Here is a 25,285-nt window from a genome sequence, read left to right as displayed (position 1 = left end):
CCGCCGATGTACCGATTGCGGATCGCTTGAATGTGGACTTAGGGGCATTGCCTATTACCGGCTCGCCTGGATCAATTGGTATTGCGTTGGCTAAACTTGGTAATGATGTATTGCTTGATTTGGAATTATCAGCGCTTGAAAGTGAAGGACGCGCGGAGATTATTGCAAGCCCCCGCCTAATGACAACGAATCAACAGGCTGCTGTCATAGAATCTGGTGAAGATATCCCCTATCAGGAAGCAACATCAAGCGGCGCTACTGCTGTGGCGTTTAAAAAGGCGGTATTAAGCTTAAAGGTTACCCCGCAAATTACCCCGGATGGCAAGCTGTTAATGGATCTTCAAATCAACCAGGATTCCGATTCGGGACGTCGTGTACAAGGCGTGCCTATTATTATCACTAAATCAATTGAAACAAATGTTTTGGTTAATAATGGACAAACCATCGTTTTGGGTGGTATTTACCGACAGGATAAAAACAATAACATAACGAGAATACCGTTTCTGGGTGAACTGCCAATTGTTGGAAATTTATTCACGCGTAGTTCAGCTAGACTTACTAATGAGGAGTTGCTCATTTTCATAACTCCTAGGATAATAACCAACAATTTGTCGATCTCGACTATCCAGGGACAATTGCCGCAGGTTGTCAAGGGAATTGAGCTGGATAAATTTGGCAAGCCTGTTGGTCCGGCAATTCCAGTTGCTGTGCCCCCTGCTCCTGTAAGAGCAAAGCCCTGGAAAGAATAGGTTTTCTGAAATGCTTTCTGCCAAAAGATGCAGAGTTAACAATTTGGATTTTTCATGTATTTAGCAAATAGAGGTATGTAGTTAAAAATGAGCATAGTTAAAGTACGAAATATTTTTCTCATCGGGCCAATGGGTGCTGGTAAAAGTACAATTGGCCGTACTTTGGCAAAGGAGCTCAAACTTGAGTTCTATGATTCTGACGAGGTGATTGAAGAGAGATCTGGGGCAGATATATCCTGGATATTTGATGTGGAAGGTGAAGAAGGATTTCGTCGTCGCGAACAAAAAGTCATTGAAGAATTAACCCAAAAAAGCAATATCGTTCTGGCCACGGGCGGCGGTGTTGTGATGACTCCCGAAAATCGTAATGCTCTAGCCGCGCGCGGGACGGTTATTTATCTTAAAACTTCCTTGCAGCAACAATTTGAACGTACCAAGCGCGATACAAAAAGACCGCTTTTGCAGACCGATGACCTGGAAAAGCGCTTGGAAGTGCTGCGTGAAGAAAGAGAGCCTTTTTATGAAGAATTGGCCGATATCAGCTTTGAAACAGATAAACTGACTGTTAAGGCTGTGGCCAATAATATCATTAAGTATATTTATGGTGAAATCTGAAATAAGTCATAGGCTTAGTATTCGTGTGCCAGGCCATGAATATCCAATCTATATTGGTTCCCGATGCCTCTCTGACAGGGCAATGTTGCGTCAGGTCATCCAGGCTGACCAGGCATTAATTGTGACCAATAAAACCGTTGGAGCCCTCTATCTTGACCAAGTAAAGAATGCGCTTTCTATCACGCAATGCAATTCTGTAGTCCTGGAAGATGGAGAGTCGTACAAGAACCAGGAAAGCCTCAACCAGATCTATGAAATTTTGGTTAAAAAACATCATCATCGCGATACAACGATAGTGGCTTTAGGCGGTGGTGTAATAGGAGATATTGCAGGACTGGCCGCGGCAACATATCAAAGAGGGGTGGGTTTTGTCCAACTGCCGACTACGTTGCTTGCGCAAGTTGATGCTTCTATCGGCGGTAAAACAGCAATTAACCACCCTCTTGCAAAAAATATGATTGGCTGCTTTTATCAGCCGCAAGCAGTCATTATGGATCTAGAGACTTTGACCACATTACCCATTCGCGAATTTCGGGCGGGGTTTGGAGAAATCATCAAGTATGCCCTGTTAGAAGGGGGCGCCTTACTGGAAATGGTGCAAGCGTATTTGCATCATGGATTGTCTGCTGTCTCTTTAGACAACCTTTCACCCATTATTGCCCGTTGCTGCATGGTTAAAGCTCGTTTTGTTGAATGTGATGAGCGTGAATCAGGGAAAAGGGCGTTACTCAACCTGGGGCATACTTTTGCTCATGCACTTGAGGCTTGTACACATTTTGAGCAGTGGCTTCACGGAGAGGCGGTGGCAATTGGCCTGTTTTGCGCCGCATTGCTTTCTCATCAGCAGGGTGTGCTTCCTTATTCTGAATTACAAATGATTGATGAGTTATTAAGAAAAGCAGGATTACCTCGCCGCATACCAAGAGAAATTGATCTGGACTTATTGTATGCTTTGATGTTCAGTGATAAAAAAGTTAAAAATAAGCGATTACGGTTTGTACTCATTAAGCAATCTGGAAATTGTTATCTTGAAGATAAAGTAACGAAAGAATCTGTGCATCAGGCAATGTTAAGTGCGGTTGAAGGAGAATAACCATAATGAATAGCGGATTAAACCAGTTCAAGGCTGAACAAAATAACGCATCAGAAGCGATTTATAAACCTGCTTCCTGGATAACTAAAATTGCGTTTATCAATCATTTAATCAAAGGAAACAATAATGTTTTACTGGCAGTGCTTGGAGAGCAGGGCGGGGGTAAAACAACTTTTGCGCATCTTTTAAAAGCCAATATTGATGAACAGATAAAGACTTATTTTGTGGCCGCAAGTCCTTTATTTGACCACGCTTTTTTCCTATCGCAGTTGGGGCTTATTTTAAATCATCAAGGAGATCACAGCATCAGAGGCTATATTGAACAGAGCCAGAATGCGAAGACACATACCTTGATTATTATTGATGATGCCCATTACCTTTCTGAAGAATTTATTCAAGATCTCATCCATGCCCTCCAGGAACAAGGGACATCCTGTTATTTTCATGTTTGCCTTATTTCTAATTATTCTATTTTGCGCACCCTCAATAAGGCAGGAAAAGACCTCAATCAGGATATGATCCATTCGATAGAGCTGGGTGCCCTCAGTGAAAGTGAAGCGAAGGATTATATCCGTTATCGATTGTTATCAAGGCTTGGCTTTTTAACCGACGAGCGGTTAAAACAGTTTTATGAATTAACCGATGGCAATATTGTCGGTATTAATAGCCAGTTGGATAGTTTTTTTGGAAACCCATCTCTTGTACAAAAAGTACATAAAAAATCCAATAAAACAGGAATGCGGTTTACGCTGGTTGCAGCCGCGGTATTCGTGGCGCTAGGCATCGCATTTATTGTTGAGCCGCATCGCCAAATCACGCAACCTGACAGAACTCAAACTAAAGAAACGGTTGCCGTGGTCACGCCTTTGCCTCAACAGCCAGCAACAATTCAACAAGCAAAAGTGGAAACTGCACCTTTATTAAACAGCTATATCCCCGGTTATCAAATTAATGCAGAAAGGCAGGATCTTGTGCATGTCTCATTAAATCAAAAGACATCATTAATGGATCTTGATGAAATTGAAAATGAGGTTGAAGTTGATGAATCATTGGTCTTGCTTGATAAAGTGATTGTTATACCTAAAAATATCAAAAAAGAAAGCAATGAACCCCAAAAACTGTCCGAGAAAAAGCACAATCATCCATCTGTTTCTAAAGCAAATGGAAAAGCCCAAAAACCAGTAACTCGCCAAACAAACCGTTTAACCAAAGATATGGCAAAACGCGGAAAGTATACAATTCAGTTGCTAGCCAGCCATAACACTCATTCATTAGAGCATTTTGCCCAAATGAATCATATTAAGGAAAAAAGCAAAATCCGCAGAACCCAAAAGCAAGGCATTGACTGGTATGTACTAACATTGGGCGAGTATGATAAACGAGATACTGCAAAGCTTGCTGCGTCCAGGCTTCCGCTGAAGCTTGCTCAATTAAACCCCTGGGTTCGACCTATAGCAGAGCTGCGCGATATAGGTTAAGGCTTGCGCCTGGCATGTCGTTATCATGCAATACCAGCAAAAACTCAAGCCTGATTCAGAAGCGCGTTGCATTCTGGAAGGCATGAAGCTATAAAGACGGGTGAGCGCTTATGTTGAATTGCTTATCATGTGCCTGTTTGTAATGAAATAAGCTGTTACCCGCCTATGCTTGCCAATGATGCGTTCAGCAAGAATCATTGAAATAGGGAAGACATGGCCATCTTTATGTTTTGCTTCGATAGCCATCCACGTACCAATAGCCCTTTTTTCTCCAGTCCTGCGCCAACGCTCAAATCCAGCCCTATGACGTTCGCGGTACTTATACGGCATTAGAATTTCGACCGACTTGCCAAGAACTTCTTTAATTTCCCACCCAAATAATTTTTTAAAATTGCCTTCAATTTCTATGATCTTACCTTCTTCACAGATTGTGACGGTTACATCTGCTTCTAATCCAGCCATAATTTTTCTCCCCGGATATCCATATGCACCGCGTAAGAAATTTTTATTGCAGAACGAATGGCTCCTTCAATCCATCTTCTATATCTTCGGGTGTAAGTATCGCCACTGAGCCATACTCGACCCACTGGACGCAGCAGATTGCGGTAATGTTGCCCAGTCATTTCATGCGGCTGAAATAATCCGCCGATGCCACCAGCCCAGCGATCAGTGCCCCAATCATGCGTATATCCTCGCTCAAAACTGCCTTCCGCTTCAGGAAAGATTTTTATGACATCATAAAGTACCCGCTCAATTTTTTCTGCTTCAGGGAGATTGGACAGTACCATACTGTCGGCTTCCCAGGTGTATGAGCCTAAAATCAAGCCTCGGGTTTTGTCCCTTCCCTGGCCTGCGGGAGTAAAGATAATATTGCGCGCAGGAAGGTCGGTTACAACCAGCCCGCCGTCTATACCAAAACCTAAGTCATCCCACCATCGTTTGTTAAATTGCAAAAATACTTTTGCTCCCCTGCCTTGATATGTTGCCCTTAAGGCTGAGAGCTTTTCCAAATCAAAACCTTCAATTGGAATGTGGCGAAGCACAATTGGGGGGATTGTGAGAATCACTTCATCAGCTTTCATGGATACAACCTTGCCGAAAGCTGTTGTATATTTGATGATCCCATGAGTCAGGCTTTGCTTTACTTCTACCAGTTTGCATCCGTATTTTATTCGATCGTTAAAAGGTTGCACCAGTTTTTCAATGATTGTGTCAGCACCTTGCTTGATATACGTTAAATCATCCCCAAACGCATCTTGCCTGATATATTCTGACCATTCTGCAAAATTAAATCCTAGCCGCCCTTCAATATTGTTGTATAAACTCAACACGGCAATTGCTGCATCAGATAGTTTGCACTCTTTAAACCAATCCAGAATAGAAAATCGATCATAGCGATGAAGCATTTCAAACCAGGCTTCCGTCTCATCTTGATCTTTTCTATTGTAAAGGGAAAAGATAGGCTTCATAATGTTGTTGAGTAACAAGGGGGGCGGAATATCTTCATTTCGATATACCTTAAAGCCAACGGATCCTGGCAGGAAATCATTCATTTTATATAATCTTCCGCCAATATAGATCTGCTTTTTTCGAAGATGAAAAGGGGAAAGTTTTAATCCCAGTTGGCTGATTAACTCCATTGCATGAGTATGTTTCTTTGAGAAGCGCATTGCCCCAAGTTCTACGAACCGGCCATCATGCAATCGTTTGGTAAAAATTCTCCCGCCAGGCCGTGATTTGGCTTCGATGATTTTGATATTATGGCCAGCCTGGCTCAGTATTCTGGCTGCAACCAGACCCGCAATGCCTGCGCCAACAATGATGATATCCTTGCTGAGTTTTTTCTCAGGTAATCCTTGCTTCAGAAGGCTTAGGGTATCCAGTGTCTCAAACATGACAACAGTCCTTATTCCAAGAGCCTCATAACTGATTATTTAATGCTTGTAATTTTGCCTAATCGCGCCTTACTCAGCGCTTATGTTCGGCAATTCGCGGCTCTAAAACAACTTCTCCTAAATCATAGAAACACTAAAAAAACCAATAGTTATCCATAATAATCAATTATAGTAGATGGCTATCTATAATGAATTTTCCTTCGAGGTGGACTTAAGCCATATTTTGTATCCAGAAATGGCTAAAAACATATATAAAAGCATGAGAATGACATGTGCCGGCAGGTTTTTTTGGATATAGATTAGGGCGTACAAGGCATCGGTCACAAACCATAATATCCAGGTGGTTATTATCTTATGGCACATCAACCACTGCGCAACCAGGCTTAATGAGCTGGTCAGGGCGTCAAGTGCGGCAATAGTCGAATGAAAAAAACATAAAATATAATAGATGAGTAAAAATATAATGCCGACAGCCAACAAAACAATTAAAGCCTGTTTAGGAGATGGCTTTGTTATTAGGTAGTGTTTTTGCTGATGGCTTTTGTTTTTTGACCATTGATACCAGCCATATCCTGTAGTCAAGGCGTAAAACGACTCAAGGCACATGTCGGCATAGATGCCGTTTTGCCAGTAAAGCCAGCCATTCAAGGATGTAGCAATGAGTCCAATTAGCCAGGCTCTCTTGTCCTGGCGGATAAAATAATATGTGGAGATAAGTGACGCCAGTGCGCCCAAAAAATCATAAATCATGCTTTCCCTTCGCCGGCATTATCCGTACAGGTTCAATGGGTTTGATCTCAGCCTTTATACATCAAGGTATAAAAGCACCCCAATTGGCTTTATTTTATCTTATTTAGCCAATTCATTCTATTTTTAATAGATAGTATTGATTCAATGATTTGCGCTAGGAAATTCAATTGATATCTGCTACTCTTTTAACCGTCAGCAGGATTTAAGGAGAAGCGCATGTACAAAAAGGTACTGTTTGCAACGGATTTTGACGAAGTTGGTATTAATGCCGCACACAAAGCAAAAAAGATAGCCGATGAAAATCAGGCGGAATTGCTGCTGGTTCATGTGGTAGAGCCTATCCCGGCTTATGCTTATCCCGGATTTGCCGGATTTGCTGAGGTTGAGGTATCAATTCGTGAACAAGCTGAAAAAGAGTTAAATACATTAGCAGGGCAGCTTGGCGTTGATGAAGAGCACCGCTTTCTTGAGTTTGGCTCCACAAAAAATGAGGTCTTGCGTGTGGCGGAAGAGCAAAAAGTTGATTTAATTGTAACAGGAAGCCATGGCAAGCATGGTCTGGCATTGCTGCTAGGATCTACTGCCAATGCTATACTGCATGGCGCACAATGTGATGTTTTGATTGTTCGACCACCCAAAGAAAGCTAAAAAATTAGCCATTATGACATAATCTAGGCTCAAGATTTCTAATTGAAAAATTGATTATTCGCATTCCATCACATTGGGGGTATAATCCCCTTTTTTGTTTATTATTCAGTTAATATGAAGTTATTGCGCGGTTTTAAGTCAGTTGCCAAATTTGCTCATGGGGCAGCAGCAACCATCGGAAACTTCGATGGCGTTCATTTAGGCCATCAGGCTCTGCTTAAAAAGTTGCAGCATAAGGCACGAGAGAAGCAACTGCCTATGATTGTGATTTTGTTCGAACCGCAACCCAGTGAATATTTTCAAGGAAATCTGGCGCCTGCAAGGCTTTCTAGTTTGCGTGAAAAACTACAGGTATTAGAGCAATTAGACATTGATTATGTATATTGCCTGAAATTCGATAAGGCCTTATCCAATATGTCTGCCGTGGATTTTGCTCAAAAAATAATCTTTTCTTTGCTGAATGTAAAATATTTGTTGATAGGCCAGGATTTTCGCTTTGGACGCCATCGAGAAGGAGATTTTAATCTGCTGAAAGATTTGGCAGCGCTTAGAGGATGTGAAGTTGAGGCATATGCTGATTTTTTAATTGCCAATGAACGCGTCAGTTCAACTAAAATTCGCAGGGCACTTCAGGATGATAAGTTACAAAAAGCGGCTCTTTTATTAGGCAGGCCATACAGCCTTTGCGGACGGGTTGTTCAGGGAGAAGGTCGGGGGCGGCAATGGGGCATTCCTACTGCCAATGTTCGCTTGCAACATCATCTTACTCCAATTCGCGGAGTTTTTTGCGTACAGGTAAAGCGCCAGGGCTCGCTGCTATTCCAGGGAGTTGCAAATTTAGGCACTCGTCCTACGGTTAGCGGGAAAAAAACCACTCTTGAAGTACACCTGTTTGATTTCCATGGGACAATTTATGGGGAAATGTTACAGGTGTTTTTCCTATATAAGTTGCGTGATGAAGTAAAATTTTCATCACTGAATGATTTAATTGAGCAAATACATAAAGATATCAAGGAAGCTAAGAACTATTTTGCATGCTCTGCCAGTAAAATGACTTAAGCAGGCTCGGCGCTGCATTTTGGATAGAAAAAATAAATTTTGTCCCTGCGTGAAAAACAATGATAAAAAGATGTTCAAGTTTGGGCTTGAATTCGTTAAACTGGATTAAAATACAATGTAGCGTATGCTATACCGCAAAACTTGGGTATAGCCCTATTTTTGGATGAGTAATTTACATGGCTGAATATAAAGATACTTTAAATTTACCGCATACTTCTTTCCCAATGAAGGCTAATCTTGCAGAGCGTGAGCCCAAAATGCTTGCATATTGGGAAGAAAACAAAATATATGAACAAATTCAGCAAGCAAGAAAAGGCATGAGGCGATTTACGCTTCATGATGGACCGCCCTACGCCAATGGGCATCTGCACTGCGGGCATGCCCTCAATAAAATCCTTAAGGATATTATTATTAAATCAAAAACCTTAAGTGGTTTTGACGCACCATTCGTTCCTGGCTGGGATTGCCACGGATTGCCGATTGAATTAAATGTAGAAAAAAAACTCGGCAAAGCAGGCGAGAAAATCAGCGCTCGGGAGTTTCGCAACGAATGCCGGAAGTATGCTGCGAGCCAAATCGATATCCAACGTGATGAATTTAAGCGTTTAGGGGTTTTTGGAGATTGGCAAAATCCTTATATCACCATGGACTATGCTTATGAGGCAAATATCATCCGTGCCCTGGCAAAAATTATTGCTAATGGACATTTGCATCAGGGATTCAAGCCTGTACATTGGTGTATTGATTGCGGTTCAGCCCTGGCCGAAGCAGAAGTGGATTATGACGATAAAACTTCGCCATCCATAGATGTTGCTTTTTATGCAAGAAAACCGGACGAATTCCTTCATCGAATAGCTGAAGGACTTACCGTAAAACCGTTGATAGTACCTATCTGGACCACGACGCCATGGACTTTGCCAGCCAATGAAGCGGTATGCCTCCATCCTGATTTGGATTATGTTCTGCTTGATACAGGTAGCCGATACTTTATAGTTGCGGAAGAACTCATAGAATCATCTATGGGGCGCTTTGGCATTGAAAAATTTTCAAGGGTAGGCCGAAGCAAGGGCAGAGCCTTTGAACATTTATGGTTGCAGCATCCCTTTCATAACCGTCAGGTACCTGTTGTACTGGGTACACACGTTACGACCGAGTCCGGCACAGGCTGCGTACATACAGCTCCTGCACATGGCCCAGACGATTATTTGGTAGGTCTGTCTTATGGCTTGCCCCTGATTAATCCTGTCCTTGCCAATGGGTGTTATGCGCAGGATGTACCCTTATTCGCAGGAATGCATGTTTTAAAAGCCAATCCATTGATTATAGAGGAATTAAAAAATCAAGAAACACTTCTGCATGAGGAGTTGACGCATCATAGCTATCCACACTGCTGGCGTCATAAAACCCCTGTTATCTTTCTTGCCACGCCTCAGTGGTTTATTGCCCTGGATAAAAATGGCCTGCGTCAGAAGATGCTGGATCAAATTGAGCATGTGACCTGGATGCCTGACTGGGGTAAGGCGCGTATCGGCTTAATGATTGAGAACAGGCCAGATTGGTGTATTTCGCGGCAAAGAGCCTGGGGTACGCCAATTCCGCTCTTTGTTCATAAATCAACCCGAAGTCTTCACCCTGATTCAGTTGCTTTGTTAGAAGAGGTGGCAAAGCGGGTAGAGAAAGAAGGAATCGATGCCTGGTTTGATTTGGATATCAGAGAATTTTTAGGGGATGAAGCAGACGATTATGAGAAGGTCAATGATACACTGGATGTGTGGTTTGATTCTGGCGTTTCACATTATTGCATATTGCAACAGAATAATCTTTTAAATTTCCCGGCTGATGTTTACTTTGAAGGCTCCGATCAGCATCGTGGCTGGTTCAATTCGTCATTGACGACTTCTGTTGCTATGCAGGACAAAGCCCCTTATAAGACGGTATTAACTCATGGATACACAGTTGATGCGGAAGGCAAGAAATTATCCAAATCAAAAGGCAATTATGTCGCATTGGATAAGCTCATTAATCAACATGGCGCAGATATCCTGCGGTTATGGGTAGCTTCGACCGATTATCGTAACGAGGTGAGCATTTCTGATGAAATTATTAAGCGTACTACAGATACGTACCGTCGTATTCGTAATACCGCACGGTTTTTATTGGCGAATCTGTTTGACTTTGAGCCCGGTCGTGACGCACTCTCTTCCGAGCATCTGGTTGAGCTTGATAAATGGATAATTGCCCGAAGCCAGGCCCTCCAGGAGGAAATTATCAAAGCCTACGAGCAATATAACTTTCATGTGATATATCAAAAAATCCACAATTTTTGTGCTATTGAGTTAGGCAGTTTTTATCTTGATATCATTAAAGACAGGCAATATACAACGCCTGTCAACAGCATTGCGCGCCGTTCTTGTCAAACAGCAATGTATCATTTACTGGAAGCGCTTACCCGATGGCTTGCGCCTATATTGTCTTTTACATCAGAAGAAATATGGCAATCTATCCCGGGCAAGCGGGGAAATTCGGTCTTTCTTGCAGTGTGGTATAAGGACTGGCCGGTTGTAAGTCCGGTGGATATGAATTACTGGCAGCAAATTCAAGCTATCCGCGATGAAGTGAATAAAGCTTTGGAACAAAAACGCCAGGAAGGTGTTATTGGTTCCGCATTAGCAGCAGATATCACGCTGTTTGCCAATGAGCGCGCGCAATCCCTGCTGCAGCTCCTCGGCGATGAGTTGCGTTTCGTCTTGATAACTTCAAGCGCCCAAGTATTGCCTCTGGAAGAAAGCGGTTACCTGGATAATTTTAACGAACAACTTGGTATAGCAATTCAAGTGGAAGCTTCAGCACACGCCAAATGCGAGCGCTGTTGGCACCGCCGTGAAGAAGTTGGCCTGGATAAGAATCATCCAGGCTTATGCCATCGCTGCATTGGCAATATCACAGGTGACGCAGAGCTGAGAAAGTACGCATGAAAAAATTTTCTTGGTTTATTTTGGCCTTACTTATTATATTGCTTGATCAGGGCAGTAAACATTGGGCGCTGGCAAGTTTATCCCCGTACCAACCAGAACCCGTCATTCCCATGCTTAATTTAACCCTGGCATATAATACCGGCGCTGCTTTCAGCTTTTTAAGCAATGCGGGTGTCTGGCACAAGTGGTTTTTTGTGTTGTTCAGTCTTGGCATGAGTATTTTTTTAACTGTTTGGATTATTCGCTCACCCAGCTCGGCACATTTGCAGTTAACCGCACTCACTTTGATTTTAGGCGGCGCTTTGGGTAATCTTGTTGATCGTGTGGTTTTAGGTTATGTTATTGATTTTATTGATGTATATTATCATCATTACCACTGGCCAGTTTTTAACCTTGCTGACTGCGCGATTTCTCTTGGCGCTCTGTTATTGTTTATTGATTTCCTAAAAAACCAAGCTGCTGACTCTGGCCTTTCGGAGTAGGCAGCTATGGGTATCTTATGCTGTTTCTAAAGAAGTAAGCTGCGTATATTCCGGATTAAGCAAGCTAACTGCTGCGACAGACGGCAAGTTGAAAAAATGCTCTGCTTCTTCCCATTCAATTTCAGCAGGATACAGCCGAAGCTTGGGCAGGCATTTGTTTAACGCGCTGCAAAAAGCTAAGCTTGCAGGATAAGGTCTGACATGATAGCACCCAAATGACATCGCTTGCATTGCTTCAGAAATCGTTGCAATACCTGGCAAGTATTTTATGGAATAAATATTGGCTGTCTGGGCAAGTGCCGGTAAAAATCCGGGGCTTGTAATAAAATGCACATTTGCCTGGTAACAGGTTTCCAGTTGCTGGATATCAATAATATTACCTGCTCCAATTTTTAGCTGAGGAAATTTTTTTAAAACGTTGCCTAACACATGTTCATCAACTGAATTAATTTCAGCCACCGCAAAGCCTGCTTGAGAAATTTTTTGCAGCCTCTCAAAAAGAAATTCATCGACATCAAGCGTAATGATGTAAGGTTGATTGTCAATTAATGTTTCCATAGCCTGCTGTTCACTGGTATACAATTCCCATGCAATCATGTTAGAAGAGATGTTGAGAGTTAGCAAGTTAATTTATAGAGGCATCTCGGTTTTTTTTGATCATCGGCAAAAGCGAATAATAAAAAAGAGCCTACCAATGCCAATAAATTTAAATGGCAAGGCGCATTTTGGCATTAACCTTTGTGGCTGCCTTGTTTTACATGACCTGTTATCGTGAAAATTTTGGGGTCATGTTAAATGGGTTCGGCGCCTGGGGTTCAGGTTTGGTTGCGGCAATTTTCTCCAAAGAGCTCATTAAGGGTTGCATGTGCTCGGCTTTCATTGATTTGGTGAGCTCCATGATCAAACGGAATGTTTCGCCCTGAAGGTTTTCATGGCCGCGAAAATCACGCAAGGCCAGTTTTAACTCCGGATTATTTTTGGCCGCTTCCGTTAATGCATCGCGCAGGCCATCCATCGCTTGTGCAGAAGGATTGTTGCGGATCGTATTGAGTAAACTGACGAATTTATCCCTTATTGCTGCCGGATCTAATTTCTGTTTGATATTTACCGATGGTTTGGGAGTAGGAGTCATTACCTTTGAGAATTGATTGTTCAGCTGCTTGCTGCTTTTTAGCTCCTGCTCCTCATCCTGTTCTTTTGGGCCTTGCGATTGTTCATAGGCAAGAACAGCTTGTTTGCGTGCCAGAAGCTGAAGTTCCGATTCAATTTCTTTTTTCTCCAGAAGAACTTTTTCTTTTTCTTGCATATGTCCTTTAAGCTGACTGTCAATTTCCTGCAAAACCAGGGATTTGTTATGAGTGACCAGCTCGCTAACCCGTTTAAGTTCAGGCTCATGTTTCACGAATTTTTCATGAGCCTTGGCTTTTTCATCTTCAGTCATCAGGTCAAAATCCTGATCTTTTTGCAATAAGTAAAACTTGCCGGTTTTTTCGTCCTTATGAAGTTTTTGATCTTTAGAAACATAATATTTGGCATCGAAGAGTGAATGCGTTTCCTGGCCATTTTCGTTGCAGAGATTTTTGTTGCCTTTAAGCACTGATTTTAAATCTTCCCAAGCGCCTGCCTCCACGAAAAGGGTATTCATTTTGGTTTTTAATAGAGGATCGCGCTCAAGAATTTCAGGATTTTCGATAATATTCTTGACAATATCATCAGCTTTATCTTTAAGAGATTGAATTTTAAGATCAATCGTTCTTAGCAACTCTGTCTTGTCTCGCACAGCAGTAGGCTGATTCTCAGCACTCGGGGCAAGCAGAGCATTAAGGTTTGCGGCATAGTCTTTAAGTTCCGCGTTTATCTCATTGTCGCTTTGGTTTGCTGATTTGAGCAACTCGCTATATTCGGTTTCAATATTTTCTATCAGAGCCTCAAGGGATTCTATTTGATTATCCAGCTCAGTTAACTTGGCATTTTTTGCTTGCAATTTATGATTTAATTCCTGGTAGGATTTAGTCCACGTATCGCTGACCTTATTGTTTCCTGTAGCCGATGCTGGTTTATTCGCGGTTTTAGTATGCAATCTGTTATCGATTTGTTGCTGTATGTATTCGTTTAGAGATTGGGCGTTGGCTTTCTTTTTGCTAAGGAGTAAGTGCAGCAAGAAAGCTAAAAAGCGGCTTTTTCGAATTTCCTCGTCCTGAAGACGGATGCGTTGTGCTTCTTCTAAATTATGCTCAAATACTATTTTATCGCTCATTCTTTTTTTGATTGAGTCGCTTTCAGGCCTCAAAAAAAAGTTTCTTGTGTCTTCTGGAGATTTAAACCCATACAGGCTGATGAGTTCTGAGGCAGCCTTGGTTAAGGATAGCGGGTCGCTTTTTATCTGAGACTGGGGCAGTGATCTGGCTGCATCTTGAATAATATTGGCAAACCATTGCTCAAGTTTTGCAGGGCCTTGCTGTATATCTGTTTTAGATTGTAAATCCTTTTGCATGGACTCAGGTTGCCTGGCTTGCGTTTTTTGTACGGGGGGTATATTGGTCTTTGAATCAGTCATAACGGTCGGCTCTTTCTTCGCCATGGCAATCCTCTAAACGTTGTAATCTTTAATTATTAATTATAACACGAATATTTTGTATATTAAAATTACATTTTGTGCTTTATGTTGCAACCCCAAGTGCAAGAATCACCAGCATTGGTTTGCGGTGCCAGTGGGCGTACCGGCAGGACCTGGCGCGATCCCTTTTACGCCTATGTTATTTAATGTTAACGTCTGACAACGGGTGTCGTTAGTTGCCTGTGCATTTAAAGGTGCTGCCTGAAGGGTGAAACTGTTGCTTGTTGCATTGCTAATCGACAATTGATACCACCCTTCGGGTGAAAGGTTACTGCTTAATATATCCGTATTATTTCCCGTGCCGATCGTTGCCGTTTGATAAGTGTTATGTTCTGAGTAATAGCGTTCCATACGGCTTGCAAGAGTCAGTAGCGCAGCCTGGCCGTCACTGCGGCGGGCGCGTGTGATGTATTCCTGGTAGCTGGGATAGGCAATGCTTGCAAGTATGCCGACTATGACCAGCACGATTAACAGCTCAATCAGTGAAAACCCTTTTTTCACAATCCAGTCCTTTCTTGAATCCAATAAGTTATATGAAATAATTTGCGCCTTTTTACTTCAAGCAGCATCAGTTATTTTACTTTTGCCGACTCGCAGCATGTAAGCAGTTTAGCCTTATTCAGCCGAAACTTCGAGTCTGTACGCTTTAGCCTGAAAGCTTGATTGCGCTAATGTACCGCAACAGGGTAATGAGTTATAATATTGTACTATTTACATTTTTTTTCAAACTACAGGAACATTGTTTCATGCCAACTTATTGTGGTTACATCGCCTTAATCGGGCGGCCTAATGTCGGTAAGTCTACGTTGTTGAATCAAATTTTAAAACAAAAACTGAGCATTACTTCCCGTAAACCACAAACGACAAGACATAGCATTTTAGGGATTCGTACTGAGGGTAATTATCAGTATGTCTATGTGGATACGCCAGGCATTCATCAAATGATAAAAAAATCAATTAATCGTTTGATGAATAAAGCCGCAATCAGTGTATTACGTGATGTGGATGCCGTTGTTTTTTTGATTGAGGGCACGCGCTGGACTGATGAAGATGAATATATTTTGAGTCTCATTAAACAAATCGATGTACCCTGTTTCCTGGTGATTAACAAAATAGATAAACTTGCCGACAAGTCCCAAGTGCTGCCCATTATCAAGACAATCAGTGAGCGCCACGATTTTGCAGCCATTATCCCGCTTTCAGCTAAAACCGGGCTTCAGGTAGATGAGCTTCAGGCTGAATTGAAAGAGATCATGCCAGAAGGTCCGCATTTGTTTGCAAGCGATCAATTGACCGATCGCCCGACTCGATTTTTATGTGCTGAATTGTTGCGTGAAAAAATTTTTCGCTTGTGCGGCCAGGAATTGCCTTATTCCACCACTGTTGAAATTGAATCCTTTAAAGAGGAGGAAGGGTTGGCGCGTATCCATGCCTTGATTTTAGTCGATAAGGAGAATCACAAGCGTATGATTATTGGCGAACGCGGGCAAAAGCTCAAAGAAATCGCTACCAGCGCGCGTATCGATATGGAAAAATTGCTGGATAAGAAAGTGTTGCTGAAATGTTGGTGCAAAGTGAAAGCGGGATGGTCTGATGATGAGCGGATATTGCGGCAATTAGGTTATGATCACTGATGCATGGCACGCCTGGATTTTGCATAAGCGCTGGGTAGGGGATACCAGTGCGCATATTGAATTTTTCACTTTGGAAAAGGGAATGGTCCGCTGTTTGCAAAAAGGTGCGAGAGCGCCCAAAAACCAATCAAGATTGCAACTATTTACGCCATTATGGCTTTCAGTGAATCAGCGCCAGGATTTTTGTTTTGTTCGTGAAATTGAGATTACTGGCAAAACGCTTGATTTAAGCGGCCGCAATCTTTTTTCTGCTTTTTATGCGAATGAACTTCTGCATCATTTCTTGCAGCCTTTTGATGTGCAGCCTGCACTCTTCGAGTCTTATGTCTCGACAATAAACAGTTTGCAGACAGCGCAAGGCCAGTTTGAACTTGAAGCTGTGTTAAGGCGTTTTGAGTATCATTTGCTCTCGGCTTGCGGCTATGCAGTCGAACTGACAGAAGACGCCAAGCAAAATCCGATCAATGCACTGGAATATTACAATTATATTGCAGGAGATGGTTTTTATCCTGCAGCGAATGGAATTTTAGGCAGGCATATACTGGGTTTTGCGGGCAACCGTCTTGATGATCCTGACGTACTGCGTGTTGCAAAAAAAATCATGCGCTCTGCAATCGATTATTTTTTGGAAGGGAAACGCCTTAAGGCTCGCGAATTGTTCAGCGCTCAATTATGATGTTTTTTTCGTTAATGGTGATAAATGAATAAAAATCTTTTACTTGGGGTTAATATTGATCATATAGCAACGCTGCGCGAGGCACGGGGTACCCGTTATCCTGATCCAGTGCAGGCTGCCATGATTGCCGAAGAAGCTGGGGCAGATGGCATCACTTTGCATATGCGCGAAGATTTGCGCCATATCCAGGCTCGTGATGTCAGGCTGATTAAAGCGGTATTACAAACGCGAATGAACCTTGAATTGGCGGTCACCGATGCGATGCTTTCTTTCGCCGAAGAAATTCAACCTGAACATGTTTGCTTTGTTCCCGAGAAACGGGAAGAACTCACAACTGAGGGCGGGTTAGATGTGAAAGCCCACTTTAATATAATACAGCAAGCAACGAAACGTATGCAAAAGCAGGGCAGCCAGGTTTCACTGTTTATTGATCCTGAGATTAGTCAGATTGAGGCAGCAGCAGAAACAGGCGCTGAGGCGATTGAACTTCATACCGGTTGTTATGCTGATGCCCGGGATGAAACTTTACAGAAAGAAGAGCTGGAGCGTATTAGACAAGCAGCGCGATATGCTGCTAAGCTAAATTTAATTGTGAATGCCGGACATGGTTTGCATTATCACAATGTGCAGGCTGTGGCTGCTATCAAGGAATTGCATGAGTTGAATATCGGCCATGCCATTATCTCAAGAGCCCTGTTCTGCGGTTTAAAGGAAGCGGTTAAGCATATGAGGCAATTAATGCAGGAAGCAAGACATTATGTCCATGACTGAATCTTTGGTGATACGCCTGACGGGAGATTCAGGCGACGGCGTACAGCTTATCGGTGAGCAGCTGACGGTCTCTGCGGCATTGGCCGGTCATGATGTCCGCACCCTTCCTGATTTCCCTGCCGAGATTAGAGCGCCAGCCGGTACGCCAGGCGGGGTATCCGGATTTCAGCTTGCTATGGCGGAGCAGGCGATATTTACAGCCGGCGAAAATCTCAATGTTTTAGTAGCGCTTAATCCTGCAGCTCTAAAGCACTCCCTGCAATTTTTAAATCATGGCGGATTGCTTATTCTTAATGAAGACAGCTTGCAGGAAAAAGATTGGGAAAAAGCAGGCCTCGCCCCCGACTATCTGGATACCATAGCAAGCCAATATCAGATTATTTCTCTCCCTTTAATCACCAATACGCTACGGGCGGTTGAGACACTGGACATCAGCCACAATCAGGCTAAAAAAACCAAAAATTTTTATATATTAGGTATGGTTCTTTGGCTTTTTGATTTGCCAAAAGAACATTGCCTCCAATTTATAAAAAATAAATTTAAGAAACAGCCGCTGCTTGCCCGGGCCAATGAACTCGCTTTGGTGGCAGGACATAATTATGCGGCGACACTGGAGCTCAGCAGGCGTCATTTTATGCTGGGAAAACTCAATCGCTCACCCGGGACATACCGTCAGGTTACCGGTGTAGAAGCGGTAGCTCTCGCTGCTGCGACCATAACAGTTTGTACAGGCATTCCGATGCTTGTTTCGGGTTACCCGATTACACCTGCATCCGCTATTTTACAGGAATGCGCAAAGCTTGCGGACTACGGTGTGGAGCTGTTTCAGGCAGAAGATGAAATTGCTGCCGTTTGCTCCGCTATTGGCGCCTCATTTGGCGGCAGGTTTGCTTTAACGTGTACGTCAGGACCAGGTTTTGATTTAAAGAGCGAAAGCCTGGGATTGGCAGTTGCTGCCGAATTGCCTCTCGTATTGATTGATGTGCAACGTGCCGGAGTATCTACCGGACTTCCGACAAAAACAGGCCAAAGTGATCTTAATCTTGCGCTTTTTGGACGGCACGGCGAAGCGCCCCTTCCTGTTATCGCCGCTAGTTCTCCTGCTGATTGTTATCTAACGGTTATTGAAGCGTTCCGCATTGCTGTAAATTATATGACGCCTGTTATTGTTCTGCTGGACGCTTATCTGGCTAATGCTGCAGAGCCTTGGAAAATTCCTGAAATTGACTCTTTGCCCATTCCTTTACCGAGGTTTAATCGCTTCGAAAAGCCTTATCAGCGTGACGAACATCTCGTCAGAAGCTGGAATATTCCTGGTACCAGGAATCTGATTCATCAGATCGGTGGGCTTGAAAAACAGGGCGAAGAAGGCAAAGTCAGCTACGATGCCGATAACCATCAAAATATGGTCGTATTACGTGCACAAAAAATAGCGGGCATTGCCAGAGAGTATCGTGATTTGGATTTAGAGGGCGATAAGGATGCCGATGTGTTAATCATTGGTTGGGGAAGCACTTATGGTGCAATAAAATCAGCCGTTCAACGTTGTCAAGAAAATGGATTGGCCATTGCTTTTCTTCCGCTTCGTTATCTTAATCCTTTGCCCGATGCTTTAGGCAAGGTTTTGCAGATGTATAAAAAAATTCTCGTTGCTGAATTAAATACAGGACACTTATGCCAGCTGCTGCGGGCGAAATATCTGGTTGATGCGCAGTTAATCAATCAATGCAACGGCCAACCCTTTTCTGTAGGGTACCTCGTCAAGGCTATCAATATGAACGTGGAAGCCAGTTATGAATAATAACATGTTACAGCGTAAGGATTTTATCAATAATAATGAAGTTCGCTGGTGTCCGGGTTGCGGAGATTATGCAGTATTAGCGGCAATTCAGCGGATATTGCCGGAACTTGGGTTGCCGCCTGAAAAGCATGTATTTGTATCAGGAATAGGTTGTGCCGGCCGTTTGCCTTATTATCTGAACACTTATGGGTTTCACACCATCCATGGCCGCGCAACCGCGGTGGCCACCGGCCTTAAAGCCATGCGTGAGGATTTGTCTGTATGGGTAATTACAGGCGATGGTGATGCGCTAAGCATCGGCGGGAATCACCTGATTCATTGCCTGCGGCGCAATGTGAATATCAATATATTGCTTTTGAATAATCAAGTATACGGCTTAACGAAGGGACAGTTTTCGCCTACTTCCAAACCTGGCCAAATCACAAAAACATCGCCTATGGGTGTCAATAGCATGCCTATCAATCCACTGGCGCTGGCATTGGCAAGCGGCGCCAGTTTTGTGGCTCGCGCAGTCGATAAGGATCCCAACCATTTGGCAGAAGTCCTTCGAAAAGCTCATGAGCACCCAGGTTGTGCTTTTATAGAAATATATCAGGATTGCCATATATTTAACCCCGGTGCTTTTGATGATTTTGCTGTCAAGGCAAACCGCGAAAAAAATACACTTATGCTCGCCAAAGGCGAGCATTTATTCTTTGGCGAAAATCATGCGTGTGCTTTGGATTTAATTGGTTCTTCCTTTCAGGTTGTTCCTGCGCACGAAGCCTCATACCGCCATGACCCTTCTAATTACCTCGCAGCCACTGAACTTGCCAGATTGAAATTTGGTGAATTTCCTGTCCCTTTGGGGATTTATTATCAAGAAATCCGGGATGTATATCAGTTAAAAGGAGAAGTTAAAAAAACAAAAGAAGATATGCACGCACTTTTATGTGCAAAAACCAGCTGGAATCAGGTTTAACGAATCACATGACAATCCTGCCTGGCTGTTCAATTAAGCATAGGTAAAGGGAAAAGCACCCCCTAAACAACAGAAGGGTGCTTAAAGGAAAGCTTTATTCGCGGCCACCAAAAGCGCCCAAGAGATTCAGCAAGCTTACGAATAAATTGTATATGGATACGAATAAAGTCACCGTGGCAGATATATAGTTGGTTTCGCCGCCATGAATGATTGCGCTGGTTTGCATTAAAATTAATCCTGAAGCAATCAGCATGAACAGTGCAGAAATTGCAAGATGCAAGGCGGGTATTGCAAAGAATATGCTGGCAATCATGGCGAGTAAGCCGATTATGGCAGCAATAAATAGAAAACCGCCCAGGTAACTGAAATCTTTACGCGTGGTCAAGGCGTAGCCGGATAAGGCAAAAAATATCAAACCTGTGCCTCCTAATGCGGTGCCGACGAGTTGCGGGCCATTAGAAAAGCTTGATATATAGACGTTCAGTAAAGGGCCTACGGTATAGCCAAGAAAGCCGGTGAATGCGAATACACTGACCAATCCCCAAGGGCTGTTTCGCAATGCATGGGTCAGAAACATTAAGCCGTAAGCGCCTGCTATCACCAATAATGGATGGGGACGGGCATTCATCGCAAAAGAAGCGAATGCTGTAATTGCGCTGAATATAAAAGTCATACCCAGTAACCAATACGTGTTGCGTAAGACTTTATTGGCCTGAAGGGCTGATTCCCTGCCTTGTGTTAATACTGAAATGTGATTTCTGTTCATATGTACTCCGATTATTTACGATAGTAGTGTAGCATAGATAGGTATGGCTTGCCGACTTTTCAAGTGTATCGAGACGATTTCAGGCTGGCAAGTGCCCAAAGTATATTGCAAGAAAAGGTATGAAGATGACTCGTGTAGCGATAGTGCAAATGAATTCCAGGGCAAATATAGAGGAAAACCTCAATCAACTTCCTGATTTTTTTGCAAAAGCGCAAAAAGATCAGGCCAAGCTTTTGGTGTTGCCTGAAAATTTTGCTTTCATGGGCTTCAATGAAGCAGACAAGCTGGCTGTTGCAGAAAGAGACGGCGATGGTAAAATCCAGCGCTTTGTCAGTAAGCTTGCAAAACAATTTAAACTCTGGGTCATAGCAGGCACTATCCCATTGCAAAGCGATGATCCAAGACGCGTAAAATCAAGCTCTCTGGTGTATGACTCTGGCGGTCAGAGAGTCGCGCGATACGACAAGATCCATTTGTTTGATGTTCGTGTATCCAGGGAAGAAGCGCATCGGGAATCATTAACCGTTTCACCTGGAAAGGAAGTAGTGGTGGTGGAGACGCCTGTTGGAAAAATTGGTTTGAGCGTGTGCTATGACTTGCGTTTTCCTGAATTATACCGACAATTAATACTAAAGGGCGCTGAAATTGTTTCCATTCCATCAGCTTTTACCGCAGTAACTGGAAAAGCGCATTGGGAAATATTACTGCGCGCCAGAGCGATAGAAAATTTGTGTTATGTCTTGGCTCCCAATCAGGGCGGAGTACATGAAAACGGCCGGAAAACTCACGGGCACAGCATGATTATTGAACCTTGGGGTAAAAAGCTTGCGGAACAAAAAGCAGGGATTGGGATACAAATTGCAGATATAGATTTGGTACGCCTGCATCAATTACGCCGACAGTTTCCCTGCAACGAACATCACATATTGTAGAGCTTATTATGAAGTTAAATACACTAACGATCGCACAGGATCTTTTATTAAGACCCGCTGAAATTGACAAGTCAGCAATAGACAAATTGTTCCAGACGATTGTAAAAAAAGAAGTAGACGACGCTGACCTTTATTTTCAAAGTTGCAGTTATGAATCATGGTATCTGGAAGATTCAGAGGTTAAAAGCGGCAATTTTTCCATCGACAGGGGTGTAGGGATACGCGCAATCAGCGGTGATAAAACAGGATATGCCTATTGTGACGATATCCTTTTACCCGCTATGGAGCGCGCCGCAACTGCTGCACGTTCCATAGCTCATGGCGGTACATCCAAAATACAGCCAATCCACGTAGCCCGTTCACCAATTATTCGATACCCCGGCATCAATCCCATCGAAGGCATGAGCAAGCAGGAAAAAATTGCCTTACTTGAGTCTATTGATCGTGAAGCACGGCGCATAGATCCACGGGTTATCCAGGTTAACGCCAGTCTGTCCGGCTGTTATGAAGTGGTAATCATTGCTGGTATGCATGGCAGCATGGCTGCAGATATCAGGCCGCTTGTGAGCATCAATGTAAGTGTTATCGTGGAAGAGAACGGGCGTAGGGAGTCAGCAAGATGCGGCGGCGGCGGACGGGTTGGATATTCTTATTTTCTGGAAGAGGAGAGGGCTTTGGGTTATGCCCGTGAAGCCGTTCGGGAAGCCCTGGTAAATCTGAATGCAGAAGAAGCTCCTGCGGGTGTAATGCCTGTTGTGTTGGGACCTGGCTGGCCTGGTGTTTTGCTGCATGAAGCCGTCGGCCATGGTTTGGAAGGCGATTTTAATCGCAAGGGACTCTCAGCTTTCAGCGGACGAATTGGGCAAAAAGTAGCAGCTCCTGGGGTTACCGTAGTGGATGATGGAACTTTGGCTAATCGGCGAGGCTCATTGACTATAGATGATGAGGGGACACCGACACAGTGCACAACATTAATTGATAATGGCATCCTCGTTAATTATATGCAAGACAAGCTGAACGCCAAATTGATGGGGATGTCTCCTACAGGTAATTGCCGGCGCGAATCTTATGCTCATTCTCCCATGCCCAGAATGACAAATACCTATATGCTTGCCGGCTCTTACGAGCCTGATGAAATTATCCGTTCGGTTAAAAAAGGCCTTTTTGCTGCTAATTTCTCAGGAGGACAAGTTGATATCACTTCAGGCCAGTTTGTTTTCTCAGCGAGTGAAGCGTATCTGATTGAAAACGGCAGGATTACCAAACCGGTGAAAGGCGCGACCCTAATCGGCAATGGTCCCGATGTCATGAAAAAAATCAGCATGATTGGCAATGATCTGAAACTGGATTTAGGTATGGGCGTCTGCGGTAAAGACGGCCAATCGGTTCCTGTGGGTGTTGGGCAACCTACTTTGAAAATTGATGAGCTTACCGTGGGTGGAACCCGTATATGAAGCTTTTGCCGAGTCAGGCAGGATAATCCGGTTAGGCTAAGACGCTTTATCGGGATGATAAATTGCTTTTTTTATGGTTTGACTCTGATCCTTTGAAGTTTATTTTTTATTCAGCAAGCATTCTACTGTCATGACTGCGGAACTCAACACATGAAGTCTTGTAATGCAAAACAATATCATTCATATTATTTGTGGCGAGACAGGCTAAAGTTTTAAACTACTGCCGCGGGAATTGAGGTTATTTTGCCAAGGAGCAGGGATGAAATCAGAAGAATTCACAGGATCAATATGCCATCTCTTACTTGAACACGAAAAAAAACGGGCATCGCAAATTTACCTGAGGCAGCCGCGGGAAGGTCAATGGCATGAATATACCTGGGCTGAGGTTATGCATAAAGCGCGTCAGGTAGCCGCATTTCTTAAAAATTCAGGCCTTAAAAAAGGAACGCACATCGCCATTTATTCAAAAAATTGTGCCGAATGGTTTATCGCGGATTTTGGCATCAGCCTCGCGAACATGGTGAATGTGCCCTTATTTCCCAATCAGCATGAAGAAAGCATTCAATATGTACTGGAGCATGCTGAGGTCAAGCTGGTGTTTGTCGGTAAACTTGATAATCATTTAGCATCCCGAAGACATATCCCTGATAATATTCAAACTGTTGATTTTGATTACTATTCCGACCTTGAAACAACGTTTCGCTGGCGGGAGATAATGCAGGGCGAACCTTTGGAAGAAATTCTTTTGCCTGAACGGGAAGACCTGTACACGATTATTTATTCTTCTGGGACTTCAGGAAAACCCAAAGGGGCGATGTATACGCATGAAATCATCGCGAAATATTTAACCCTGTTTCCTGAAGATATCAGCAGAGTTGCGCGGCTTGCTCATCATCATCTTTTATCTTATCTGCCCCTTGCCCATGTCTATGAACGCTCGGCAATTCAGCTTGGCAGCATCAACATTTCATGTGATGTATCTTTTGTCGAAAGCCTTGACGCCTTTGCTAAAAATTTGCGTGAGGTAAAACCAACTCTCTTTGCCGCGGTTCCACGCATCTGGGATGTATTTCAGAATAAAATTGAACAAAAACTGCCGCCTGCCCTGTTAAACATTTTGTTGAAGATCCCTGTTGTTTCAGGCTTGATTAAAAACAAAATCAAACATGAGCTGGGCTTTGAACGGTGCAAAGGGTTTTTTTCTGGCGCCTCCCACCTCCCTGTCTCCATATTGAAATTTTTCGATAAACTTGATATTCCAATCCAGGAAGGTTACGGACAGACTGAAAATTTTGCCTATGCCACTTTATCGATGCTTGAGAACCGTAAGCCTAAGTATGTCGGTACGCCGCGACTTGCGGTTGAGATAAAAAAAGGTGAAAAAGATGAGCTTTTAATCAAAAGTCCTTGTTTGATGAAAGGTTATTTTAAAGATAAAGAGGCAACCAAAGAGGCATTTACCGAGGATGGCTGGCTTCGTACAGGCGATATTGTCGAGATTGATGAAGAACAGCGTGTCAAGATTCTAGGACGGCTATCAGAAAAATTTAAAAATCTGAAAGGGGAATTCATCTCGCCAACCCCTATCGAAAAAAAATTTGCGCAAAATGATTTCATAGAAAATTTATGTTTGGTGGGGCGGGAGTTATCAAGCAATGTTTTATTGGTTGATTTAAGCAAAAAAGCTCGAAATATGCCGAAGGATGAGATAAAAGATTATTTACAGGAGCGTTTACATCAGACCAACCATGATTTAAAAAATTACGAAAAAATCAGCCATGTTCTGGTGGTTGCGGATGAATGGACTGTTGAGAACAATATTTTGACTCCAACACTCAAGGTCAAACGGAGAGTAGTTGAAGACCGCTATCATGACTTTATTCAGGAAGCCATTGAAAAACACAATGCCATAATCTGGGAATAAAGTGC

The 25,285-nt window shown here is 43.2% G+C and carries 23 protein-coding genes and 1 riboswitch; of the genes, 16 read left to right on the top strand and 7 right to left on the bottom strand.

The genetic code is table 11. The features are described from left to right. From Llon_RS11690 to Llon_RS03330, 4 genes are all read left to right on the top strand, one after another. Positions 1–749: type IV pilus secretin PilQ (locus tag Llon_RS11690; RefSeq protein WP_475001235.1), on the top strand; the 749-nt coding region annotated here is incomplete at its 5' end. Between the two features lie 87 nt (positions 750–836). Then, positions 837–1,364: a shikimate kinase AroK gene (gene aroK, locus Llon_RS03340; RefSeq protein WP_058528653.1), complete on the top strand. Its 528-nt coding sequence runs from the start codon at positions 837–839 to the stop codon at positions 1,362–1,364. Beyond that, the gene (gene aroB, locus Llon_RS03335) at positions 1,351–2,457 is read left to right on the top strand and encodes a 3-dehydroquinate synthase (RefSeq protein WP_058528652.1); all 1,107 of its coding nucleotides are present in this window, start codon (positions 1,351–1,353) and stop codon (positions 2,455–2,457) included. Before aroK ends, aroB begins: the two co-directional genes overlap by 14 nt. Positions 2,458–2,462: 5 nt before the next feature. Beyond that, positions 2,463–3,935 carry an AAA family ATPase gene (locus Llon_RS03330; RefSeq protein ID WP_058528651.1) on the top strand — a complete coding sequence of 491 codons (1,473 nt, stop codon included), beginning with the start codon at positions 2,463–2,465 and terminating at the stop codon, positions 3,933–3,935. 108 nt (positions 3,936–4,043) lie between these two features. Here the strand turns inward: Llon_RS03330 and Llon_RS03325 are convergent, their stop codons facing one another. From Llon_RS03325 to pnuC, 3 genes are all read right to left on the bottom strand, one after another. Continuing rightward, the gene (locus tag Llon_RS03325; RefSeq protein WP_058528650.1) at positions 4,044–4,397 is read right to left on the bottom strand and encodes a PAS domain S-box protein; all 354 of its coding nucleotides are present in this window, start codon (positions 4,395–4,397) and stop codon (positions 4,044–4,046) included. Then, positions 4,385–5,830 (bottom strand): flavin monoamine oxidase family protein, encoded by a 1,446-nt coding sequence (locus Llon_RS03320; protein ID WP_058528649.1) that lies wholly within the window; start codon positions 5,828–5,830, stop codon positions 4,385–4,387. Before Llon_RS03320 ends, Llon_RS03325 begins: the two co-directional genes overlap by 13 nt. Positions 5,831–6,013: 183 nt before the next feature. Then, positions 6,014–6,580 (bottom strand): nicotinamide riboside transporter PnuC, encoded by a 567-nt coding sequence (pnuC, locus tag Llon_RS03315; protein ID WP_058528648.1) that lies wholly within the window; start codon positions 6,578–6,580, stop codon positions 6,014–6,016. After that, positions 6,568–6,672, bottom strand: a riboswitch (TPP riboswitch). (Overlaps the previous gene by 13 nt.) Positions 6,673–6,796: 124 nt before the next feature. Between pnuC and Llon_RS03310 the strand changes: the two genes are divergently transcribed. From Llon_RS03310 to lspA, 4 genes are all read left to right on the top strand, one after another. Continuing rightward, the gene (locus tag Llon_RS03310) at positions 6,797–7,228 is read left to right on the top strand and encodes a universal stress protein (protein ID WP_058528647.1); all 432 of its coding nucleotides are present in this window, start codon (positions 6,797–6,799) and stop codon (positions 7,226–7,228) included. A 114-nt stretch (positions 7,229–7,342) separates the two neighbouring features. Beyond that, entirely contained in the window at positions 7,343–8,287 is a 945-nt protein-coding gene (ribF, locus tag Llon_RS03305; protein WP_058528646.1) for a bifunctional riboflavin kinase/FAD synthetase, read from the top strand. Between the two features lie 176 nt (positions 8,288–8,463). Next, positions 8,464–11,262 (top strand): isoleucine--tRNA ligase, encoded by a 2,799-nt coding sequence (gene ileS, locus Llon_RS03300; protein ID WP_058528645.1) that lies wholly within the window; start codon positions 8,464–8,466, stop codon positions 11,260–11,262. After that, positions 11,259–11,744 (top strand): signal peptidase II, encoded by a 486-nt coding sequence (gene lspA, locus Llon_RS03295; protein WP_058528644.1) that lies wholly within the window; start codon positions 11,259–11,261, stop codon positions 11,742–11,744. The genes ileS and lspA overlap by 4 nt, the downstream gene beginning before the upstream one ends. Before the next feature lie 15 nt (positions 11,745–11,759). On the opposite strand, the gene Llon_RS03290 is transcribed toward lspA, so the two are convergent. The 3 genes from Llon_RS03290 to Llon_RS03275 all read right to left on the bottom strand — a co-directional run bounded on the left by Llon_RS03290 (position 11,760) and on the right by Llon_RS03275 (position 14,862). Continuing rightward, positions 11,760–12,341 (bottom strand): bifunctional 4-hydroxy-2-oxoglutarate aldolase/2-dehydro-3-deoxy-phosphogluconate aldolase, encoded by a 582-nt coding sequence (locus Llon_RS03290; protein WP_237758247.1) that lies wholly within the window; start codon positions 12,339–12,341, stop codon positions 11,760–11,762. A 169-nt stretch (positions 12,342–12,510) separates the two neighbouring features. Beyond that, positions 12,511–14,325 (bottom strand): hypothetical protein, encoded by a 1,815-nt coding sequence (locus Llon_RS03280; protein ID WP_058528642.1) that lies wholly within the window; start codon positions 14,323–14,325, stop codon positions 12,511–12,513. A gap of 105 nt (positions 14,326–14,430) precedes the next feature. Then, positions 14,431–14,862: a type IV pilin protein gene (locus tag Llon_RS03275; RefSeq protein WP_176579705.1), complete on the bottom strand. Its 432-nt coding sequence runs from the start codon at positions 14,860–14,862 to the stop codon at positions 14,431–14,433. Between the two features lie 245 nt (positions 14,863–15,107). On the opposite strand from Llon_RS03275, the gene era reads away from it, so the two are divergent. From era to Llon_RS03250, 5 genes are read left to right on the top strand one after another with little or no spacing between them, the layout of a single operon-like run. Beyond that, positions 15,108–15,995: a GTPase Era gene (gene era, locus Llon_RS03270; RefSeq protein WP_058528641.1), complete on the top strand. Its 888-nt coding sequence runs from the start codon at positions 15,108–15,110 to the stop codon at positions 15,993–15,995. Next, positions 15,985–16,671 carry a DNA repair protein RecO gene (gene recO, locus Llon_RS03265; protein WP_058528640.1) on the top strand — a complete coding sequence of 229 codons (687 nt, stop codon included), beginning with the start codon at positions 15,985–15,987 and terminating at the stop codon, positions 16,669–16,671. Before era ends, recO begins: the two co-directional genes overlap by 11 nt. Positions 16,672–16,695: 24 nt before the next feature. Continuing rightward, a complete protein-coding gene (pdxJ, locus tag Llon_RS03260; RefSeq protein ID WP_058528639.1) occupies positions 16,696–17,442 on the top strand; it encodes a pyridoxine 5'-phosphate synthase in 747 nt (248 codons plus the stop codon). Beyond that, complete coding sequence (locus tag Llon_RS03255) at positions 17,429–19,243, top strand: 2-oxoacid:acceptor oxidoreductase subunit alpha (protein ID WP_058528638.1); 1,815 nt, start codon at positions 17,429–17,431, stop codon at positions 19,241–19,243. The genes pdxJ and Llon_RS03255 overlap by 14 nt, the downstream gene beginning before the upstream one ends. Further along, a complete protein-coding gene (locus Llon_RS03250) occupies positions 19,236–20,204 on the top strand; it encodes a 2-oxoacid:ferredoxin oxidoreductase subunit beta (RefSeq protein ID WP_058528637.1) in 969 nt (322 codons plus the stop codon). The genes Llon_RS03255 and Llon_RS03250 overlap by 8 nt, the downstream gene beginning before the upstream one ends. Positions 20,205–20,298: 94 nt before the next feature. On the opposite strand, the gene Llon_RS03245 is transcribed toward Llon_RS03250, so the two are convergent. Next, the gene (locus Llon_RS03245) at positions 20,299–20,970 is read right to left on the bottom strand and encodes a Bax inhibitor-1/YccA family protein (RefSeq protein ID WP_058528636.1); all 672 of its coding nucleotides are present in this window, start codon (positions 20,968–20,970) and stop codon (positions 20,299–20,301) included. A 125-nt stretch (positions 20,971–21,095) separates the two neighbouring features. Between Llon_RS03245 and Llon_RS03240 the strand changes: the two genes are divergently transcribed. The 3 genes from Llon_RS03240 (at position 21,096) to Llon_RS03230 (ending at position 25,280) form a co-directional block, all read left to right on the top strand. Then, the gene (locus tag Llon_RS03240; RefSeq protein ID WP_058528635.1) at positions 21,096–21,902 is read left to right on the top strand and encodes a carbon-nitrogen hydrolase family protein; all 807 of its coding nucleotides are present in this window, start codon (positions 21,096–21,098) and stop codon (positions 21,900–21,902) included. Between the two features lie 8 nt (positions 21,903–21,910). Beyond that, on the top strand, positions 21,911–23,356 hold the full coding sequence (tldD, locus tag Llon_RS03235; protein ID WP_058528634.1) for a metalloprotease TldD: 1,446 nt from the start codon (positions 21,911–21,913) through the stop codon (positions 23,354–23,356). A gap of 259 nt (positions 23,357–23,615) precedes the next feature. Then, entirely contained in the window at positions 23,616–25,280 is a 1,665-nt protein-coding gene (locus tag Llon_RS03230) for an AMP-binding protein (RefSeq protein ID WP_058528633.1), read from the top strand. The last annotated feature ends 5 nt before the right edge of the window (positions 25,281–25,285 follow it).

This window comes from Legionella londiniensis (assembly GCF_001467825.1).
GTDB classification, from domain to species: Bacteria; Pseudomonadota; Gammaproteobacteria; order Legionellales; family Legionellaceae; genus Legionella_A; species Legionella_A londiniensis.
The sequence above is the reverse complement of the archived record's forward strand: the minus strand, read 5'-3'. Positions and strand labels throughout refer to the sequence as shown.

Excerpts from the sequence above, each read along its gene's own strand:
- lspA (WP_058528644.1), top strand. The coding sequence starts at position 11,259 with ATGAAAAAATTTTCTTGGTTTATTTTGGCCTTACTTATTATATTGCTT.
- aroB (WP_058528652.1), top strand. The coding sequence starts at position 1,351 with ATGGTGAAATCTGAAATAAGTCATAGGCTTAGTATTCGTGTGCCAGGC.
- Llon_RS03310 (WP_058528647.1), top strand. The coding sequence starts at position 6,797 with ATGTACAAAAAGGTACTGTTTGCAACGGATTTTGACGAAGTTGGTATT.
- recO (WP_058528640.1), top strand. The coding sequence starts at position 15,985 with ATGATCACTGATGCATGGCACGCCTGGATTTTGCATAAGCGCTGGGTA.
- Llon_RS03250 (WP_058528637.1), top strand. The coding sequence starts at position 19,236 with ATGAATAATAACATGTTACAGCGTAAGGATTTTATCAATAATAATGAA.
- pnuC (WP_058528648.1), bottom strand. The coding sequence starts at position 6,580 with ATGATTTATGATTTTTTGGGCGCACTGGCGTCACTTATCTCCACATAT.
- era (WP_058528641.1), top strand. The coding sequence starts at position 15,108 with ATGCCAACTTATTGTGGTTACATCGCCTTAATCGGGCGGCCTAATGTC.
- Llon_RS03325 (WP_058528650.1), bottom strand. The coding sequence starts at position 4,397 with ATGGCTGGATTAGAAGCAGATGTAACCGTCACAATCTGTGAAGAAGGT.
- pdxJ (WP_058528639.1), top strand. The coding sequence starts at position 16,696 with ATGAATAAAAATCTTTTACTTGGGGTTAATATTGATCATATAGCAACG.
- Llon_RS03230 (WP_058528633.1), top strand. The coding sequence starts at position 23,616 with ATGAAATCAGAAGAATTCACAGGATCAATATGCCATCTCTTACTTGAA.
- tldD (WP_058528634.1), top strand. The coding sequence starts at position 21,911 with ATGAAGTTAAATACACTAACGATCGCACAGGATCTTTTATTAAGACCC.
- Llon_RS03330 (WP_058528651.1), top strand. The coding sequence starts at position 2,463 with ATGAATAGCGGATTAAACCAGTTCAAGGCTGAACAAAATAACGCATCA.
- ileS (WP_058528645.1), top strand. The coding sequence starts at position 8,464 with ATGGCTGAATATAAAGATACTTTAAATTTACCGCATACTTCTTTCCCA.
- aroK (WP_058528653.1), top strand. The coding sequence starts at position 837 with ATGAGCATAGTTAAAGTACGAAATATTTTTCTCATCGGGCCAATGGGT.
- Llon_RS03320 (WP_058528649.1), bottom strand. The coding sequence starts at position 5,830 with ATGTTTGAGACACTGGATACCCTAAGCCTTCTGAAGCAAGGATTACCT.
- Llon_RS03255 (WP_058528638.1), top strand. The coding sequence starts at position 17,429 with ATGTCCATGACTGAATCTTTGGTGATACGCCTGACGGGAGATTCAGGC.
- ribF (WP_058528646.1), top strand. The coding sequence starts at position 7,343 with ATGAAGTTATTGCGCGGTTTTAAGTCAGTTGCCAAATTTGCTCATGGG.
- Llon_RS03240 (WP_058528635.1), top strand. The coding sequence starts at position 21,096 with ATGACTCGTGTAGCGATAGTGCAAATGAATTCCAGGGCAAATATAGAG.
- Llon_RS03290 (WP_237758247.1), bottom strand. The coding sequence starts at position 12,341 with ATGATTGCATGGGAATTGTATACCAGTGAACAGCAGGCTATGGAAACA.
- Llon_RS03245 (WP_058528636.1), bottom strand. The coding sequence starts at position 20,970 with ATGAACAGAAATCACATTTCAGTATTAACACAAGGCAGGGAATCAGCC.
- Llon_RS03280 (WP_058528642.1), bottom strand. The coding sequence starts at position 14,325 with ATGGCGAAGAAAGAGCCGACCGTTATGACTGATTCAAAGACCAATATA.